Source organism: Mesorhizobium comanense (assembly GCF_005503535.1).
GTDB lineage: Bacteria > Pseudomonadota > Alphaproteobacteria > Rhizobiales > Rhizobiaceae > Mesorhizobium > Mesorhizobium comanense.
In genome coordinates this window covers 1-17876 of the sequence record NZ_SCNN01000005.1, presented here as the reverse complement: position 1 = coordinate 17876, position 17876 = coordinate 1, and the positions used below count along the sequence as shown (strand labels likewise).

At 63.6% G+C, this 17876-nt stretch carries 18 protein-coding genes and 1 tRNA gene; 5 read left to right on the top strand and 14 right to left on the bottom strand.

What is annotated here, in order from left to right:
* Positions 1-127: 127 nt before the first annotated feature.
* From FFS37_RS10730 to FFS37_RS10715, 4 genes are all read right to left on the bottom strand, one after another.
* Positions 128-391 (bottom strand): DUF6074 family protein, encoded by a 264-nt coding sequence (locus FFS37_RS10730; protein WP_137930927.1) that lies wholly within the window; start codon positions 389-391, stop codon positions 128-130.
* Between the two features lie 164 nt (positions 392-555).
* On the bottom strand, positions 556-852 hold the full coding sequence (locus FFS37_RS10725) for a DUF982 domain-containing protein (RefSeq protein ID WP_137930926.1): 297 nt from the start codon (positions 850-852) through the stop codon (positions 556-558).
* A gap of 169 nt (positions 853-1021) precedes the next feature.
* Positions 1022-1258 (bottom strand): hypothetical protein, encoded by a 237-nt coding sequence (locus tag FFS37_RS10720; RefSeq protein ID WP_137930925.1) that lies wholly within the window; start codon positions 1256-1258, stop codon positions 1022-1024.
* Positions 1259-1369: 111 nt separating this feature from the next.
* Positions 1370-1792, bottom strand: a complete 423-nt coding sequence (locus FFS37_RS10715) for a hypothetical protein (protein ID WP_137930924.1) — start codon at positions 1790-1792, stop codon at positions 1370-1372.
* A gap of 189 nt (positions 1793-1981) precedes the next feature.
* Between FFS37_RS10715 and map the strand changes: the two genes are divergently transcribed.
* The gene (gene map / locus FFS37_RS10710) at positions 1982-2809 is read left to right on the top strand and encodes a type I methionyl aminopeptidase (protein ID WP_137931225.1); all 828 of its coding nucleotides are present in this window, start codon (positions 1982-1984) and stop codon (positions 2807-2809) included.
* A gap of 25 nt (positions 2810-2834) precedes the next feature.
* Here the strand turns inward: map and FFS37_RS10705 are convergent, their stop codons facing one another.
* The gene (locus FFS37_RS10705; RefSeq protein WP_137930923.1) at positions 2835-4016 is read right to left on the bottom strand and encodes an MFS transporter; all 1182 of its coding nucleotides are present in this window, start codon (positions 4014-4016) and stop codon (positions 2835-2837) included.
* Positions 4017-4209: 193 nt separating this feature from the next.
* Between FFS37_RS10705 and radC the strand changes: the two genes are divergently transcribed.
* A complete protein-coding gene (radC, locus tag FFS37_RS10700) occupies positions 4210-4956 on the top strand; it encodes a RadC family protein (protein WP_137930922.1) in 747 nt (248 codons plus the stop codon).
* A gap of 52 nt (positions 4957-5008) precedes the next feature.
* On the opposite strand, the gene FFS37_RS10695 is transcribed toward radC, so the two are convergent.
* The 7 genes from FFS37_RS10695 to FFS37_RS10665 all read right to left on the bottom strand — a co-directional run bounded on the left by FFS37_RS10695 (position 5009) and on the right by FFS37_RS10665 (position 13497).
* Entirely contained in the window at positions 5009-5887 is an 879-nt protein-coding gene (locus tag FFS37_RS10695; protein ID WP_137930921.1) for an SMP-30/gluconolactonase/LRE family protein, read from the bottom strand.
* A 41-nt stretch (positions 5888-5928) separates the two neighbouring features.
* Complete coding sequence (locus FFS37_RS10690) at positions 5929-6891, bottom strand: BKACE family enzyme (RefSeq protein ID WP_137930920.1); 963 nt, start codon at positions 6889-6891, stop codon at positions 5929-5931.
* On the bottom strand, positions 6888-7835 hold the full coding sequence (locus tag FFS37_RS10685; protein ID WP_137930919.1) for a 3-hydroxyacyl-CoA dehydrogenase: 948 nt from the start codon (positions 7833-7835) through the stop codon (positions 6888-6890). The genes FFS37_RS10690 and FFS37_RS10685 overlap by 4 nt, the downstream gene beginning before the upstream one ends.
* Before the next feature lie 12 nt (positions 7836-7847).
* Positions 7848-8654: an SDR family oxidoreductase gene (locus FFS37_RS10680; protein ID WP_137930918.1), complete on the bottom strand. Its 807-nt coding sequence runs from the start codon at positions 8652-8654 to the stop codon at positions 7848-7850.
* A 13-nt stretch (positions 8655-8667) separates the two neighbouring features.
* On the bottom strand, positions 8668-10743 hold the full coding sequence (locus FFS37_RS10675) for an ABC transporter permease subunit (protein WP_137930917.1): 2076 nt from the start codon (positions 10741-10743) through the stop codon (positions 8668-8670).
* Positions 10740-12272: a sugar ABC transporter ATP-binding protein gene (locus tag FFS37_RS10670; RefSeq protein WP_137930916.1), complete on the bottom strand. Its 1533-nt coding sequence runs from the start codon at positions 12270-12272 to the stop codon at positions 10740-10742. The genes FFS37_RS10675 and FFS37_RS10670 overlap by 4 nt, the downstream gene beginning before the upstream one ends.
* Before the next feature lie 97 nt (positions 12273-12369).
* Positions 12370-13497 (bottom strand): sugar ABC transporter substrate-binding protein, encoded by a 1128-nt coding sequence (locus tag FFS37_RS10665; RefSeq protein WP_137930915.1) that lies wholly within the window; start codon positions 13495-13497, stop codon positions 12370-12372.
* A 218-nt stretch (positions 13498-13715) separates the two neighbouring features.
* On the opposite strand from FFS37_RS10665, the gene FFS37_RS10660 reads away from it, so the two are divergent.
* Positions 13716-14396 carry a GntR family transcriptional regulator gene (locus tag FFS37_RS10660; RefSeq protein WP_137930914.1) on the top strand — a complete coding sequence of 227 codons (681 nt, stop codon included), beginning with the start codon at positions 13716-13718 and terminating at the stop codon, positions 14394-14396.
* Positions 14397-14406: 10 nt separating this feature from the next.
* On the opposite strand, the gene FFS37_RS10655 is transcribed toward FFS37_RS10660, so the two are convergent.
* Together FFS37_RS10655 and tig are read right to left on the bottom strand one after the other, a co-directional pair.
* Complete coding sequence (locus tag FFS37_RS10655) at positions 14407-14889, bottom strand: hypothetical protein (RefSeq protein WP_408631433.1); 483 nt, start codon at positions 14887-14889, stop codon at positions 14407-14409.
* Between the two features lie 191 nt (positions 14890-15080).
* The gene (gene tig, locus FFS37_RS10650; RefSeq protein ID WP_137930912.1) at positions 15081-16565 is read right to left on the bottom strand and encodes a trigger factor; all 1485 of its coding nucleotides are present in this window, start codon (positions 16563-16565) and stop codon (positions 15081-15083) included.
* 342 nt (positions 16566-16907) lie between these two features.
* On the opposite strand from tig, the gene FFS37_RS10645 reads away from it, so the two are divergent.
* A tRNA-Leu gene (locus FFS37_RS10645) sits at positions 16908-16992 on the top strand.
* Positions 16993-17128: 136 nt separating this feature from the next.
* Positions 17129-17797: an outer membrane protein gene (locus tag FFS37_RS10640; protein ID WP_137930911.1), complete on the top strand. Its 669-nt coding sequence runs from the start codon at positions 17129-17131 to the stop codon at positions 17795-17797.
* Positions 17798-17876 lie beyond the last annotated feature (79 nt).

Here is a 17876-nt window from a genome sequence, read left to right as displayed (position 1 = left end):
ACTCCCGAGAATTGAGGTGATGTAATTTAGGAAAGATGTTGCGCTGCCGACACAAAAATTCCAGCAATCGCGCCTAGCTTACGCACTATTGGAGTAAACCAGTGTAAAGTATAGAGCAAAGCCTGCTTCAAGCAGAAAGAACTGGCACCGGCTCAATGAGAATTTCGGTCAACAATTCTCTTTGCACGGCCAGGAAAAACCTGCGTACTTCATCGCTTGCTGATGCTCTATCCTTGCCCGATCCTACTACGGCATCGAGCAACTCCGCCGCTTTGGCCTTCCAGAACGAGGTGGCGGACTCGCCGTGCAGGTTGCCGAGCTTGGCAGCAACTTCCCTGACCAAGAATAACTGACGGTCGATCGGGAACGCACGGACTTTTTCTGGGGACATCTTCCAAACCCTGAACCTGACGCAACGAATCAACCATTGCCCAACAAGCAATGGCGTAGCGGCGAAGGTGGAAACGGAAGCTTAACGCCGGGATCGATGCGCTATCGCACACCAGATTGCTGGGTGGACGCCGGATCGATTGATCGGGAAAGGTGATGCAATCCTCAGGCTTGCAGTGCCCTTGCCTCTCCGCCACGCTTGCGCGGCGCCATCATATCGTCGGCCATCAACCCAGCGACACGGCAGAATGCCATGAATGCCCGGCAGGCATCTTCCGTCTTGACCACGTCGACCGTGGCGCCGAAGCAGGCGTTGAACGCCTTCTGGTATACCGGTCCCTGCCGGCGCGCCGACCAGTCCTGGAGAAAATCGAGCGCCTGCTCGACGCTGTAGATTTCTTCCACGGGCAAGCCGGCGCCCGGCGCGATGCGTACCGGCACTTCGAATTGCAATCTGTCCATCCGACATCTCCCGAACCAGCGTCGCCCAAGCAACGCCGTTCGTTGTCAAAAGTTGCTTTGGATCGTTTGTGCCAAGGAAATGTGTCGTCACTGCGGAACCATCACCCCTTGAACAAGGAAACCTGCCGGCGCCAAGCAGTCCGGCAGATTTTCCATCGTGTGCTGCTCACTATTGGTTGGCCGGGTCAGTCTCCGCGTCGAAAGCCATGCGCACCACGACGAGCAGGACATAGGCTGTCGGCAACGCGAACAGGACGCCAAGGACCAGCGCTCCGGTACCGGACAGATAGAGTGACTCCGCGACCGCCCAGTAGACAGTTCCGATGCAGATGATCGCCTTGATGGAGAGAAACGAGGCGGCCGAGGCCGCACGCGACAGGCTTTTGAGTGTTTTGATACGTTGCATTGCAATAATCCGAAAATGACGCGCCAAGCCGCCAATGCGCGGCGGAAAGCCGCCGCAAGGGTGCGACGCGAATGCATGGGTATGATGGTGAAATGCGCGGTCTTGAGCCGCTCAAGCCGGCGAGGACGGCGGCGCACGTGGCTGGTTCGCGCCCGTGTCCGGAGCGCGGATCGCGCGATGGCCGGCAACGAACGCCACCGGCGATGATGGAACGAACCAGAAGAAATCAGCTTGCTCGACCGGCAGGGCCGGATGGCCGCCGGCGAACTTGGCCAGCATCGGCCGCGCGGCGCGAGCCTCGAGCGCCTGAGCCTTGTTGGTGACCCGCAGCAGCGCCGCGACTTCGCCCGACCGCTCCACGCCGACGCTGGCGCCGCTTTGCGCGGGATCCGCGAAGGTCGGCACGTCCGGCCGGCCAAGACACAGCATTGCCAGCAGCACCATGCCCATCAGGCACGAGCAGGCGGCCGTCAGCCGCGCTTCAAGCGATCCGACGCGCTGGACCGTGGGGTGCGGGCGCGATCTCCAGAACATCACCCGACCTAACGCATGGTGGCCGGAAAGGAAAGCAAACCATCCAAAACCGGCGAAAATCGCCCTCGGAATGGGAATATCTCGCCGGCTTGAGCCAGATCGGACAGTTCTTTCTTGAACCTTTCGCCCCCAAGTGCCAAATCTGACGACATCCGCATGCTTGCATCGCTTCACTTCCACACGGACAAAATGGTCACCTATCTAGACGCCGCGACGGCTCCCCTCAGAAACACCGGTCAGATCCGCCTCTATGGCGAGGAAGGCTTTGCCGGCATGCGCAAGGCATGCGACCTGACCGCGCGCTGCCTGGACGAGTTGGTGCCGATGGTCGCCCCCGGCGTCACCACCGACACGATCGACCGCTTCGTCTTCGAATTCGGCATGGATCACGGCGCGTTGCCGGCGACGCTCAACTATCGCGGCTACACGAAGTCGTCCTGCACATCGATCAACCATGTCGTGTGTCACGGCATTCCCGACAACAAGCCGCTGAAGGATGGCGACATCGTCAACATCGACGTCACCTTCATCCTCGACGGCTGGCACGGCGATTCCTCGCGCATGTATCCCGTCGGCACCATCAAGCGGGCGGCGGAGCGCCTGCTCGAGGTCACGCATGAGTGCTTGATGCGCGGCATCGCCGCTGTCAGGCCGGGTGCCCGCACCGGCGCCATCGGCGCGGCCATCCAGACTTATGCCGAGGCGGAGCGCTGCTCGGTGGTGCGCGATTTCTGCGGCCATGGCGTCGGCCAGCTCTTCCACGACGCGCCCAACATCCTTCACTACGGCAACGCCAATGAAGGCGTGGAAATGCGGCCGGGCATGATCTTCACCATCGAGCCGATGATCAATCTCGGCCGGCCGCACGTGAAGGTCCTGTCGGATGGCTGGACCGCCGTAACCCGTGACCGCTCGCTGTCGGCGCAGTACGAGCACACCGTCGGCGTAACCGACGCGGGATGCGAGATCTTCACCCTGTCGCCGAAGAAGCTCGACCGCCCCGGCCTGCCCGCCTAGTTTCTGGCACGCCGCAGGACGGCCGCTACCGCCCGTCCATGGGCTCCTCCCGCATTTTGGGGAGCAACAGCAGCAACGCCACCGACAAAAGGTGGATGGCGCTCACCACAAGCGCGAGCGCCGGCAATCCCTTGGTGATCATCGGCGCCGCGGCGACCGTACCCAGCGTGGTCATCATGAAGATGAAGAACACGATTAGCGCCGATCCCCGGGCATTGTTGCTGCCGGAGGCCACGACCCCCCGATAGAAGCCAAGCGGGCCTCGCAGCCCCAGGCCGACCGTCATGGGTAGGAGCAGCACCGGCAGCAGCATGCTGTCGGCGCCGCCAGCCAGGCCGTAGCCGAGCAGGGCGAGCGCGCTGGCGGCCGCCATCGCCGTGCCCAGCAGGATGATGTTCTCGGTACCGAAGCGTTCGGCGATCCGCGCCGTGGAATTGGCCGCCACGATGAATGCGGCAACGTTGATCACCTGCATGATGACGAAGTCCGTAAGTGTGCCGCCCATCGTATCGACGATGATGGTCGGGGCGCCGAACACAAAGGTGATGAGGCCGCCGAGCGTCATGGCCTGACTTAGCGCATAGCGCATGAAGACGCGGTCGCCCAGCAACTGCGCGTAGCTGCCGCCAGCACCGGAACCCGGCTCCTCACGCGGCAGCCCGAGCACCAGGATGAGAATGGCGGCGATCGAAGCCAGCGCGCAGAGCAGCGCGAAGGAAGACTGCCATCCGAAATGGGCAAGCAGGACTGCGCCCAGGATGGGCGCCAGCGCAGGCACCAGCGACTCGACGCTGCCGAGAAATCCGATCGCGCGCACACCGGCCTTGTCGCCGAACAACTGCCGGATGATGCCGGGACCAAACACCGGAGCTGCCGCGGACGCGGCGCCTTGCACAAACCGCAACACGATAAGCACGCCGATGGCAGGCGAAAAGGCGCAGCCCATGGAAGCAATCGCGAACGCCGCCAGCGACGACGCAAGCAAGGTCACGCGCCTGAACCGGTCGGCCAGCCGTCCGAACAGGAGCAGGCCAACTCCACTGCCGCCGACATAGGCGGCGAGCACCAACTGCGCCGTCGCCTCGTTGGTGGCGAAGATGCCCGGCAATTGGGGCACAGCCGGCAAGATGAGATCGGTCCCAGCCAGCGAGAGGGTCGCACAAACGATGAGCAGAGCGAAAGTGACGACAGGATGCGACGTTGGCATGGTATCCGCGAAACTCCAGGCATTTGGAGAAACTCTGGATTGGAGAACATTGGCCGCCAAGTATCAACCTGTTCGATTCCTCGCCAATGCAACCGGCGTCACCCCATCTTACTCCCTCGTCAAAGGGGTCTCGACCGTCTCTCTTTGTCGCTCTAGTGTCTGCGCCTGGCGAAGGGCGGGCGGCAAGAGGCAGATGAGCGACGACGAGCGGAGTTTCTTTTCCGAAATGCCGGTTCAGCCGCGGGCGAAGGCCGGCCCATTGAAGGACAAGCCGCATTATCTCGGCCACCGCGACCGCCTGCGCGAACGCTTTGCTTCAGCGGGAGCTGACGCTTTCCCCGACTACGAGCTTCTGGAACTCCTGCTCTTCCGGCTGATCCCGCGCGCCGACACCAAGCCCGTGGCCAAGGCCTTGCTGGCGCGCTTCGGCACCTTCGCCGAAGTGCTTGGCGCGCCGGTCGGCCTGCTGCAGGAGGTCAAGGGAATCGGCCCGACGGTGGCGCTCGACCTGAAGGTCGTCGCGGCGACCGCACAGCGGATGGCTCGCGGCGAGGTTCAGGGCCGCGAGGTGCTTTCGTCCTGGACGCAGCTGCTCGCCTATTGCCGCAGCGCGATGGCTTTCGAGGCCCGCGAGCAGTTCCGCATCCTGTTCCTGGACAAGAAGAACGCCCTCATCGCCGACGAGGTCCAGCAGACGGGCACGGTCGACCACACGCCCGTCTACCCCCGGGAAGTGGTCAAGCGGGCTCTCGAACTATCGGCGACCGCGATCATCCTGGTGCACAATCATCCCTCAGGCGATCCGACGCCCTCGCGCGCCGATATCGAGATGACCAAGGAGATCATCGAGGCGGGCAAGCGGCTGGGCATTGCCGTGCATGATCACATCATCATCGGGCGCAAAGGCTATGCCAGCATGAAGGGCCTGTTGCTGATCTGAGGCGGGGCCGCATCCGTTTCGAACCTGCTGGGCGGGTTCGAAGGGTCCGCCCTCACCCGCCAAACCGTGGCTCGGGAACGCCGGTCACGCCAAGACCTGATATGGCAAACAGGCTGCCGCGCAGAACACCATCGCCGGGAAAACGCGGCAGGGGCGGCTTTGCCATCGAGGTGACGTAGAGCGTGTCCAGTTTCGGCCCGCCGAACATGACGCTGGTGATCTTCTTCACCGGCATGTCGATGATGCGGTCGACCGAGCCGTCGGGCGCGTAGCGCACCAGCCTTCCGTCATAGACCAGCGCGTTCCACAGATAGCCCTCGGCATCGACTGTCGAGCCGTCCGCTGCCCCGCCCTTGCTGGCGTCGACACGCACGAAAGTGCGCCGGTTGGTGGCGGCGCCGGTGGCGATGTCGTAGTCGTAGGCCCAGATTTCTCCGGTCCAGGTGTCCGCGAAGTAGAAGGTGCGGTCGTCGGGGCTCCAGCACGGACCGTTGGAGCAGATGATGCCGGAATCGATCCTGGTGACGGAAAAGTCTGGATCGAGCCGGTAAAGCCCGCCCGATGGCCCTTCCTCCATCGTGTCCATCGAGCCGGCGAAGAAGCGGCCGCGCCGGTCGACCTTGCCGTCGTTAAGACGGTTAGCCGGCTTGTCCGGCTCCGGATCATGGATCAGCGTTACCTCTCCGGAGGCAAAATCGAGCAGGTGGAAGCCGCGCTGCAGCGAGACAACGGCACCGCTGCCATCCTTGCGCAGCGCCATCGAGCCGATCTTCATCGGCACGTCCCAGGAGCGGATTTCGCGCCCATCGGCGGTCGCCCGGAACACGCGCCCGTCGAAACTGTCGATCCAGTAGAGGCGCTCCTGCTCGACGTCCCAGAGCGGCCCCTCGCCCAGCGTCGTCTTCACGTCCACCACGACTTCGATCTTCATTCCGTCCTCCTCATTTGTTGCCAGGCCTGCGCCGATTGGGCCTAGAAAGCCACCTTGTCGCCGCCCTTGAGCGACAGGATTTCGCGCGCTTCGTCCGGCGTCGCCACCTCCATGCCGAGCCCTTCGATGATCTTGCGCGCCAGCACGACCTGCTCGGCGTTGGATTTGGCGAGCTTGCCCCGGCCCGCCCACAGACTGTCTTCCAGCCCGACCCTTATGTTGCCGCCAAGAGCGGCCGATTGCGCGGCGATGCGCAGCTGGCTGGCGCCGGCACCGAGCACCGACCAGCGGAACTGGTCGCCGAACAGCCGGTCGGCCGTGCGCTTCATGTGGGCGACGTCTTCAGGATGCGTTCCGATGCCGCCGAGCAGGCCGAACACCGACTGCACGAAGAAAGGCGGCTTCACCAGCCCGCGATCCGCGAAATGGGCGAGATTGTAGAGGTGCGCAATGTCGTAGCACTCGAACTCGAAGCGCGTGCCATTGTCGTAGCAGGTCGCCAGAATGTATTCGATGTCCTTGAACGAGTTGCGGAAAACCAGGTCGCGCGTGGCTTCCAGATGCGGCTTTTCCCAATCGAACTTGAAGGTCTCGTATTTGTCGGCGAGATGGTAGAGCCCGAAATTGATCGACCCCATGTTGAGCGAGGCGACCTCGGGCTTGAACTGTGCGGCGGGACGCACGCGCTCCTCGACCTTCATATAGGGGCTGCCACCGGTGGTGATGTTGATGGCCGCGTTGGTGCCTTGCTTGACGCGCGGCAGGAAGCGGGCGAAGGCCTCCGGCGTCTGGTCGGGCTTGCCGGTTTCCGGGTCGCGGGCGTGCAGATGCAGGATTGCCGCTCCCGCTTCCGCGGCCGCGATCGCCTCCGACGCGATCTGGTCGGGCGTGATCGGCAAGTAGGGCGACATGGTCGGCGTGTGGATCGCGCCGGTCACCGCGCAGGTGATGATGACCTTGCCCCTTGTCTGCGAAGCGCCGGTCTTGCGGCTGGTTTCCGTCATTGTCCAAACTCCTGATCCGATTTCTTCTTGTGCGCCGCCAGCGCCATCAGCCGGCGGTCGCGCCACACTTGCCGATCGCCGAGATCCTTCCTGGGCAGGCGCCTGCTGCGTTCGGCCTCGACGGTTTCCATGACATCGCCGCCCCAGTCGACGCGGCGCAGCATCTGCGGAAAGATGTTGGAATAGATGCGCTGGTAGCGCTCGACATAGTCGCGCACGCCGCCGGGCGCATTGAGGTCGATGGTCTCGAACGGCCCCATGAAAGACCAGCGCAGCGCCAGGCCGTCGCGGATGCCGATGTCGACATCCTCGACGCTGGCATAGCCGTCGGCGACGAGCCGGAACGCTTCCTCGAGCAGTGCTCCCTGCAGCCGGTTCATAATGAAACCGTCGAGCTCGCGCTTCATCACCAGCGGCGCATGACCGGCGTCGATGAGGAAGGCGCGCGTTCTCTCAACCGTCTCGACCGATGTCCAAGGCGCGGGCACCACCTCGGCGGCCGGAATGAGATAGGGCGGGTTGATCGGATGGACGACCAGGCAGCGGTGCCGCCCCTTGAGATGGTCGGTGAATTTCGACGGCAACAGCGCGGAGGTGGAGCTTGCGATGATTGTCTGCGGACCGGCCAGGCTATCGATCAGGGAGAATACTTCCCGCTTCACATCGAGGTTTTCAGGCGTGTTTTCCTGAACATGCACCGCATCGGCCAATGCCTCCTCTAGCTCTACAGCGATGGCAATGCGGCCGAGCACGGCGTCGATGGACTGTCCCCGCAACAGATCGTTCGCGGCAAGGTCGCCGAGCACGCCAGCTATATAGTCCCGCGCGCCGCCCGTTGCGGCGGGCGACTGATCCCACATGCGCACATCATGGCCGGCGCGCGCGAAGCTGATGGCCCAGGCGCGTCCGATGAATCCGCTGCCGACGACCGCTACCTGTGCCATGGATCATGTCCCTCAAAGTGTTTCGACATTGCCGTCGACGCCCAGCGACTGGCCGGAAATGTTGATGCCGGCGTCCGACAACAGGAAAGCGACCATCGAGGCGACATCATAGGGGCTGGTCATGCGGCGCAGCGAGATATTCTGGAGGTAGCGCCCAGTCATCTCCTGATGGCTGATCCCGATCTGCTTGGCGCGCGCCGAGATGACGCCTTCGATCCTGGGCCCCTCGATGATGCCGGGCAGTATGGCGTTGACCCGGATGCCGTGCGGCCCAAGCTCCTTGGCCAGGCTCTGCGTGAAACCGATGACGCCGAACTTGGCGGCCGAATAGGGCGTGCGGTAGGCATAGCCATGGCGGCCCGCGGCAGACGACATCGACACGATCGAGCCGCCTCCCGCCGCCTTGATCATCGGCACAGCCCGACGCGCGCACAGGAACTGTCCGGTGAGGCCGATGTCGAGACAGCGACGCCACTCCGCGGGATCGATCTCGTCGACACCGCCGGTCGGCCCGGCGATGCCCGCATTGTTGATCAGCGCGTCGAGACCGCCGAGTTTTTTCTCGACCGTCTCGAACAGCCGGTCGACGTCATCGTCGCGCGAGACATCGGCCTTGACCGCCGCCACCAGCGGGATCTTGCCTGGCGCCAAGGCCAATGCCTCGTCGGAAATATCGCAAACGACGACGCGGGCGCCCAGCCGCGAGAGCGTGTCGGCAATGGCGAAGCCGATGCCGCCGGCGCCCGCCGTCACCAGCACGCGCTGCCCTTTCAGCCCGGCCAGGAATTCGTCCGCCGTCCCAGGCGCCTTTACGCTCATCGTCCCGTCCCTTTCATTGTGGTTGCCGTTCGCGCAGCGCCATGACGGCGCCCAGAACGACCAGTCCGTAGAGGATTGCCCTGGTGGCATAGGGCAGCGTGGTGCCGGCCAGCAGCATCTGCAACGCCGTCAGCAAAAGCACCCCGCCGAGCATGCCCAGATAATGGCCGCGTCCGCCGGTGATGAGCGCGCCCCCGACCACCACGACCGCGATCGACGGCAGGAGATAGTCGTCCCCCATGCCGAGGCTCGCCTGGCCGGAAAAGCCGGTCAGCATGATGCCGACGACCGCGGCGCAGACCGCCGACAGCATGTAGACCAGGATCAGCGTGCGCTCGACGCCGATGCCGGACAGGCGCGCCGCGCGCAACCCGTTGCCGATGCCGTAGACGCGCCGTCCGAACGGCGTGCGTCCAAGCAGAAGCACGGCGATGATCACGAACACGATCAGCAGCAGGACCACCGGTGTCACGAAGCCGAGCTTGGCGGTCATGAACCAGCGCAACATCGGCGAGGAGAAACCGGCCGGAGTTCCCTGCGAGTAGAGCAGCGCGAAGCCCTGCAGGATGCCGTTGGTAGCGAGCGTCATGACGATCGGCGATATGCCGAGATAGACGATGCCGAAGCCATTGGCGAAGCCGATGGCGCAGGCCATCACCAGCACGACCGGCAAGGCGTAGAGGAGTGCGGCGTCGGAGCCGTTGACCATGCCGGCCAGGATGATGCCGGAAATGCCGATCGTCCACGGCACGGAAAGGTCGAGGCCGCCGGTGAGGATCACCGTCCCCTGCCCGAGCGCGAGCACCGCCAGGAAGGACGACAGCACCAGCAGGGAATTCCAGTAGCCCGGATTGAGGATGGCGCGGCCGAGCCATATCTGGGTGACGATCACGATGACCAGCAGGCAGACATAGGCCGGCAGCGCGTAGCGCAGCGCCTCCGCGTTGCGCAGATGCAAGGCGGGGCGCGGCGACGCCGAATTGCGGTTGCCATGCGCGGGTCCGTTGGCCTTGAGCCGCCGGTCGACGCGCTCGAGTTGAGACGGCAGGATGCCGGCGCGCCAGGCGGCAAAACGGGCGCGCGCGGCGCGGAGCTGCACGGCGAACACCGATGCATGCGAGATCGATCCGGCAAGGGCCGCCAGCACCAGAATCGTGCCTTCGGCGATGGTCGAATAATAGGCCGATACGTTGAGCACCAGCAGGATGTTGACCACCATCATCAGAATGTAGGCGCCGAAGACCGTTCCCACCGGCCCGCCCTGCCCGCCGCCAAGGCGTGTGCCGCCGACGACGACAGCCGCGAACATGGACAACAGCAGCGGGTTGCCGACCAGGGGGTCGCCGCTGCCGGTCTGGGCGCTGATGAACACGCCGGCAAGGCCGTAGCAACCGCCTGCGATCACATAGACGGCAAAGCGCACCAGGACGACATTGATGCCGACCGCGGCTGCGGAGTCCGTGTCGCTGCCCACGGCATAGAGCGCGGTGCCGAAACGGGTTCCCTTCAGCCAGAACCAGGCGAGCAGGACGACGCCGATGACCACCAGCGGCATCGGCAGCCAGCCGGTGATCGCGTCGCCCAGGTAAAAAGTGCCGAGATCGGGAGACACGAAGCCGCCCGGCTTGTCCATCACCAAGAGCGTGACGCCTTGCAGGATGAACATGGTGGACAGCGTCACCACAATGGGCTGCATGCGCAGCACCGCGATGAAAAAGCCGTTGAAGGCGCCGACAGCCATGCCGACGCCGATGCCGACGCCGGTCCACAAAAGGACGCTGGCGCCGGGCGCCATCGGATCCATGCCTGAGGCCAGGACGACATTGACCAGCGATATCACGGCGCCGGCCGAAAGATCGAAACCGCCGGACAGGATGACGATCGTCTGGCCTATGGCCGCGAGCGCCGAGGTGGCGCCGCCGCTGGACAGAAACGACACGTCGAAATAGGTCAGCGGCCCGGCGCTTATGGCGTCCACGATGAACAGCAGAACAGCAAGAACGGCGGCTGCGATCAGCGCGCCGCGATTGCGCGTCAACGCGCGGCGCAGGCCCGACATGGTTGAAACGGGAGACGAAACGCTGCTCATGCGGCGACGTCTCCCACGTGACCAAGCGCGGGGCGCATGATGGCGGGCTCCGTGATGGCGTCGCCCTCCAGTTCGGCCACCACCTTCCCATCGTAGAGAACCAGCACCCGGTCGCATTGGTGGACCAGTTCGGGAATCTCGGTCGAGTGCAACAGGATCGATCCGCCGGCGGCGACATAGTTGCGCATCATCACATAGAGCTCGTGCTTGGTGCCGACATCGATGCCACGGGTGGGATCGAACAGAAGCAGGATGCGGCTTTGCGCCACCAGCCATTTGGCGATGGCGATTTTCTGCTGGTTGCCGCCCGAAAAGGCTCCCGCCCGCGTCCAGAGCGCTCGGCGGTCGACTTCGACGGTGGCGAATGCCGCCTCGACGGAACGGGCCTCGGCCGCCGTGTCGACAAGGCCGAAGCGCGTGAAGCGCGAAACCACGGGCAGCGTCGCGTTCTGGGTGCCCGGCAGCTTCAGGAACAGGCCTTCGGATTTTCGATCTTCCGGCACCAGCCCGATGGCCATGTTGGGCCGCAAGGCATCGGTGGGAGAACCGAGCCAAACCTCGCGGCCGTCGACCAGAACATTGCCCCGGGTGATCTCGGCCATGCCGAAGCAAGCCAGGAACAGATCCTGCTGACCCATGCCCTGCAGCCCCGCGACACCCAGGATTTCGCCGCGGCGCAGATCGAAACTGGCGCCGTCAAGCTTGCGCCCGACCTTGAGATCGCGCACGCCGAGCACCGGCGGCCCGAATGCCTGCGCGCCATCGGGTTTGGGCGGAAAAGTCTGCTCGATGCTGCGACCGATGATCTTTTCGATGACATCGGCGTCCGAGACGTCGCCAACCGGCGCGGTAACGATGTGGCGACCGTTTCTCAGGATCGTCAGCGTGTCGCAGAAGGCGCGGACTTCACGCATGCGGTGCGTGATGAAGACGATTGTGGTGCCGGCCGCCTTCAGCCTGGCGATGATGTCTCCCAGCCAGTCGACGTCGCGGCCGGCAAGCGTCGAGGTCGGCTCGTCGAGCAGCAGGATGCGCGGCTTGCGGTAGACGGCGCGCGCGATTTCGATCTTCTGGCGCACCGAAAGTTCCAGGTCGCCCGTTTCGGCGTCGAGATCGACGGAGAAGCCGAGCTCGTCGATATGGCGGCGCACCGCCTTGCGCGCCGCTGCGCGCCTGATCAGGCCGGATAGGCCGACGGGCGCGTAGGGCAGCAGCATGTTGTCGAGCACGGAGAGATCGCGCACCAGCGTCATCTCCTGGAAGGCCGTCTGCACGCCCAGCGCATGGGCGGCGCGCGGCGCGCCATAGCCGATCTCCTTGCCGAAAACACGGACATGGCCCGAACTCGGCCGCACCAGTCCAGACAGCAATTTCACCAGGGTCGACTTGCCCGCCCCGTTCTCACCCAGCAACGCATGGACGCTGCCGGGCGCGATGCGGAACGACACGCCATCCAGCGCGACAGTCGGGCCGAAGGCCTTGCGGATGCCGTCGATCTCGATGGCAGGGAGCTCGGAATGTTCTGTCATGTCCTCGATCGCCGGACTTTCGGGCGGCATCAACAAGCGCAGATCGACGATGCGCGGACAAGATGCCCGCGCATCGTCATCATTGGCCTTGGGAGGCTCAGTTTTCCGGCTGGCCGACGAGAGCGGCGTTGAGGCCGATCTCCGGTGTCTGGTCGGAAAAGATCGAAGCGAACCATCCGGGATTGGAAACCAGCGATGGCTTGAAGGCGTTGCAGCCTGCCTTCATTTCGGCCCAGCTGCCCTCGTTGCACAACTTGATCGTCTCATTGGTGACGACGGGCAGCGGCAGGATCGTCGTCTTCGGCACGTCCTTGCCCTCGATCGCCTCGACGGCGAGCTTCAGGGCGAGCGCGCCGGAATATGGCGGCGAGGCATAGGAGATGCGCGGCGCGCCGAGCGGCGCGTAGGGCGACGCCGCGCCCTCTACCTCAGTGCCCTCCGGCAGCATCTGGATGCGCCCGCCATTGGAGCCCTCACCGGCGCAAGGCAAGAGTTCGCTGGCCTTTTTGCCGGCCTCGAGCTGCATCGAGTTCGCGGTGAAGCAGCCGACCTGCATCCACAACCCATTGATATCGTTCCAGTTGCGCGTGGCCAAGATCTTGGAAAGCTCCGTGCGGGCGACCGCCTGGCTCCACATGCCGACAGCCTCGCCGACGATCTTGATGTCGGGATATTTGGCGAAGACCTCCTTGGCGGCCTTGGTGCGCAGGTCGTCCACCGAAGTGCCGGGGACGCCGGTCACAGCGATGATGTTGCCCTTGCCATTGAGCTTCTTGACCAGCCATTCGGCCGTTACCCGGCCCGCTTCTTCCTGGTCGATATGCACATTGTAGGCGCAAGGCTCGGTGATCTCCGCGTCATAGGCGAAGACCTTGACGCCCTTGTCGCAGGCGTTCTTGACCACCTGGTTGAGTGCTGTCGGCGAGATCGGGAAGATCACGATGGCCTCCGCTCCCGCCTGGACCATCGCATTGATCTGCTGGATCTGGCGCTGGGCGTTCGGGCCGGCGACCTGCACCTGCAGGTCGACCTTGTCGGCCATGCTCTTGTGCGAGGCCATGGCCTTGACCATGTTGGCGGCCTCGGCCTGCCAGTCATTGCCGATGAAGCTCATGCTCAGAAAAATCTTGTGCTTTTCGGCTGCTTCGGCTGCGGACATGCCAAAAGCGCAGACGGCCATGCCTGCCAGCAGCGCGAGCCGCCGGACTTTCAATCCGATACCCATAGGAAACTCCTCCCGATCCCACACCGAATGCCTCCCAAGGGCACGAGACGTGGCCCTTGTCATTCGACGGGGTGACCGTATCACCATTTGATCAAAGATCAATGATGAAATATCTTGATTGCAAGACGAAGGGCGCCGAAGCTTGACGCCGCAAGCGGAACCCTGCATTCCGGTTGCGGGTTGTGGCGCGACCTTTGCGCGGAAAGGTTGATGGGGAGATGGCTGGAGCGGCGTTCAGGAAGCCGGGGGTCGAGATCGCGCCCCTGTCCAGGGAGACCTTGCAGGACAGGGTTTACCGCCACGTCACTGAATTGATCCTCGACGGCAGCATCGTACCGGGCGAGATGGTGACGGTGCAGAGCCTGGCGGACGCCTTCGGTGTGAGCCCCATGCCGGTTCGGGAGGCGTTGCGGCGGTTGACCGCCGCCAACGCACTGATGGTTGTTTCAGGCCGGTCGATCGGAATTCCGGCACTCAGCCGCGCCCGCCTCATCGATCTCAGGAACGTCCGCTTCGAGATTGAGGCGATCGCCGCCGCATGGGCGGCCGAGCGCATTGATGACCAGGGCATAGCCGAACTCGGCCTGCACCTTGACGCGCTCGAACAGGCCAATGCGGCGGGCGACGTCAAATCCTACCTGCGCGCCAACTACGCCTTTCATTTTTCCATATACCGGGCCGCCGGCTCCGAAAACATCCTCAGCATCATCGAGAATCTGTGGCTGCAGATCAGCCCGTATTTCAACATGCTGCACGATTCCGGGAACTATTCGACCGCCAACGAGCACCACAAGGAGATGCTGGCGGCGCTGCGCGGCCGCGACGTGGAGGCGGTGCGGACGGCCGTTCGCGCCGACATCGACGCAGCCTTCGATGTTCTGGTCGGGCTGTTGAAGTAAGAGGAACCGGTCAGGGCGGATCAGTCTTGCAGTTGCCGGCAATCTGGCTGACCGCCTCACTGAAGCCGGCAAGGTCGAAATCCGCCTGGCCACGCCCTGCCAGCAACCCGAAGCGCCACGACAGCAGCAGCCGGCTTGCCGGAACGAGGCGTCTTATGCCATCGGCGCCATCGCGCATCAGCACCCTGCCGCGCGCGCCGACCGACCAGCTCTCGTCGAATTTGCCGTCATTGTCGATCGTCACCGATACGGTGATTTTCCGGCTGGCGGAAACCGCGTCGTTCAATTGCAGCCATTCCGTCCAGCCCGGCTCGCCACCCGCCCGGCAGGCAATGGTCAGGATCGGGCTGTAGCCGAGGGCACCCCCGCCGGTGAACAGCTTGTTGGTCGCATAAAGCGATGCGCTAACCAGGCCGTCCTCGCCGGCATCGAAGCGCCAATTGTCCGTGCCGGCCTCGGCGACGCCGCAGGCAGAGGCAAGGAAAAGCGCCATGGCGGCAGCGCGACCTATGTCCACGAACACCCCCAACGCCTTCTCCAGCTGTCTCGGTTTTCAACCAACCAGATAATGATCAAGGCTTCGTATCGCTACCGGCGGCTCTCACGAGCGAATCCGATGTTGCAGTTTGGCAACGAAAAAGGCCGCCCGGAGGCGGCCTTTCGAAATTCGGTGCTCTGGGCGCCTTATTCGGCGTCCTTGGCGGCCTTCTTCTTCGGCGCGGCCTTCTTCTTCGGCTCTTCCGCCTCGTCGCCAGCCTCGCTCGCCTTGGCTTCGGCTTTCTTGGCGGCGGCCTTTTTCGCGGGCTTGGCCTTGGTCGCGGTCTCGGCTTCCTCGTCGTCGGCCATCAGCTCTTCCTTGCTGACCTTGACGTCGGTGACCGAGATCTGGCCGAGCAGATGGTCGACCACCTTCTCCTCGAACATCGGCGCGCGCAGCGCGTTCAGCGCCTCGGGATTGCTGCGGTAGAACTCGAAAGCTTCCTGCTGCTGGTTGGCCGGGAAGCGGCGAACCTGCTCGAACAGGCCGCGCTGCAGCTCCTCGTCCGAAACGGTCACGCCGGCCTTCTCGCCGATCTCGGCCAGCACCAGGCCAAGGCGCACGCGGCGCTCGGCAAGGCGCATGTATTCGGCGCGGGCTTCCTCTTCCGTGGTCTCTTCGTCGGCGAAGGTGCGGCCGGCGGCTTCCAGGTCGCGGTTGACCTGCGCCCAGATATTGTTGAACTCGGCCTCGACAAGCTTGGACGGCGCCTCGAACGAATAGGCCGCGTCGAGCTGGTCGAGCAGCTGGCGCTTGACCTTCTGGCGCGTCATCGAGCCGAACTGGCTCTCGATCTGGCCGCGCACGATGTCACGCAGGCGCTCGAGCGATTCCAGGCCAAGGTTCTTGGCCGTCTCGTCGTTGATTTCCAGTTCGCCTGGCTTGGAGACTTCCTTGACGGTGACGTCGAAGGTGGCTTCCTTGCCGGCCAGATGCGCCGCCTGGTAGTTTTCCGGGAAGGTCACGGTGACCTGCTTCTCGTCGCCGGCCTTGGTGCCGACCAGCTGGTCCTCGAAGCCCGGGATGAACTCCTTGGAGCCAAGCACCAGCGGCTGATCGTTGCCGGCGCCGCCGGCAAAGGCCTCGCCGTCGATCTTGCCGACATAGTCGATGCTGACGCGGTCGCCTTCGGCGGCCTTGCCGGTCTTGGGCTCGTAGCTGCGCGCCGATTCGGCGACGCGCTTGACCTGATCATCGATCTCGGAGTCCGGAACGTCGAACACCTGACGCGTCACCTTGATGTCGGAGAAGTCCTTGATCTCGATCGCCGGGATGACTTCATAGTTGAGGCGGAATTCGAAATCCGCGCCGCCGGCCAGGATCTTCTCAGCTTCCTTCTCGTCCTCGGTCATGATGACCTCGGGCTGCATGGCGGCTTTCTCGCCACGGCCCGAAATGATCGACCGGGTCGAATCGTTGAGGATTTCGTTGACCACTTCGGCCATGAACGACTTGCCGTAAACCTTGCGCAGGTGCTGCACGGGCACCTTGCCGGGACGGAAGCCGTTGATGCGGACCTTGTTGCGCGCATCCGACAGCCGCGCCATCAGCTTGGCTTCCATGTCACCGGCCGGCACGGTGATCTTGATCTCGCGCTTGAGACCGGAGTTGAGTGTTTCGGTGACCTGCATCGTAAAACCTTTGTTTTCACCAATGAGACTGCCATACGGCTCCCTGCCGTTCACAGCCTGCCGGTATAGTCTTGCCGGAAATGGCTTTTGGTACGGAACCTGGCGATCTGACCGAAATTACGGTTCAAACTCTTCCAAACTGCGTTCCAAGATGTGAATAAGTTCTTGTTTTTCCTACTTCTTATCACATTCTGCAGAAGCGGATCGTCGCGTCCCGTCACATTCGACACGCCTTTTGTCACAGGCGAGGCTAATTTTCAACCATCTTCGCGTTTAGGCGAATAACCACCATTTCGGCTCCGAGATTGACAGAATGATGGCTACATGGGATTGCCGGGGCATGCGGATGTGGCGGAACTGGTAGACGCCCTGGATTTAGGTTCCAGTGCCGAAAGGCGTGGGGGTTCGAGTCCCTTCATCCGCACCAATCCTCCCTTGATCGATTCCGCAAGACGCCGCCCGATTACCCCCCGGATGCCGCCGCCAGAAATCTGATTCCGTTTTGCTGCCAATCGGGTTAAGCTGGCGACAAGGATTTTCTGACTCTTCGTCCGGGGAGTTCGATGTATCGTCTGGTGGTCGCAAGCACAGGTCTTCTTGCCGCCCTGTCCGTACCGGCTTTCGCCGCCGACCCGACAGTGGCTTTGCCGATGACCGCGCCCGGCTTCGACTGGACCGGCTACTATGCCGGCCTGCAGGCAGGCTATGGCTGGGGCCGGTCCAATATTTCAGGAAACGACGGCGGACCGTTTTCAGCGGCACCCGATATCAAGGGCGGATTCGTCGGCGGGCACGTGGCCGGGCTCTGGCAGTTCGACCAGGCGGTGATCGGCGGCGAGGCCGACCTCAATTATTCCTCGATCGACGGCACGGCGGAACTCGGCGGCCCTGCAAATATGCTCGGCACCGACATCAAGTGGTTCGGCTCGGTCAACGCTAAGGCCGGCTATGCCATGGACCGCTTCCTGGTCTACGGCATTGGCGGCCTCGCCTTTGCCGGCATCGAAACGTCGCAAGCCGCCGGCGCCTCCTTTTCCAGCTCGCGCACCGATGTCGGATGGTCCGTGGGAGCTGGCGTCGACTATGCGCTGACCGACAAGTTCGTGGTCGGCGCGCAATATCGCTACTATGATTTCGGCTCGGAACACTATGACGGATCGAACGGATTCACCGACCGCGATCAGGATGTGAAGCTGAACACCGTCGGCATCAATCTGAGCTACAAGTTCTGAGCGTTGCCAGCGGCGCCACCCGGTGGACATATGCGCGCGGCCAGCTTTTTTGAATGGGGAGCGGCCGACGCCCGCAGGG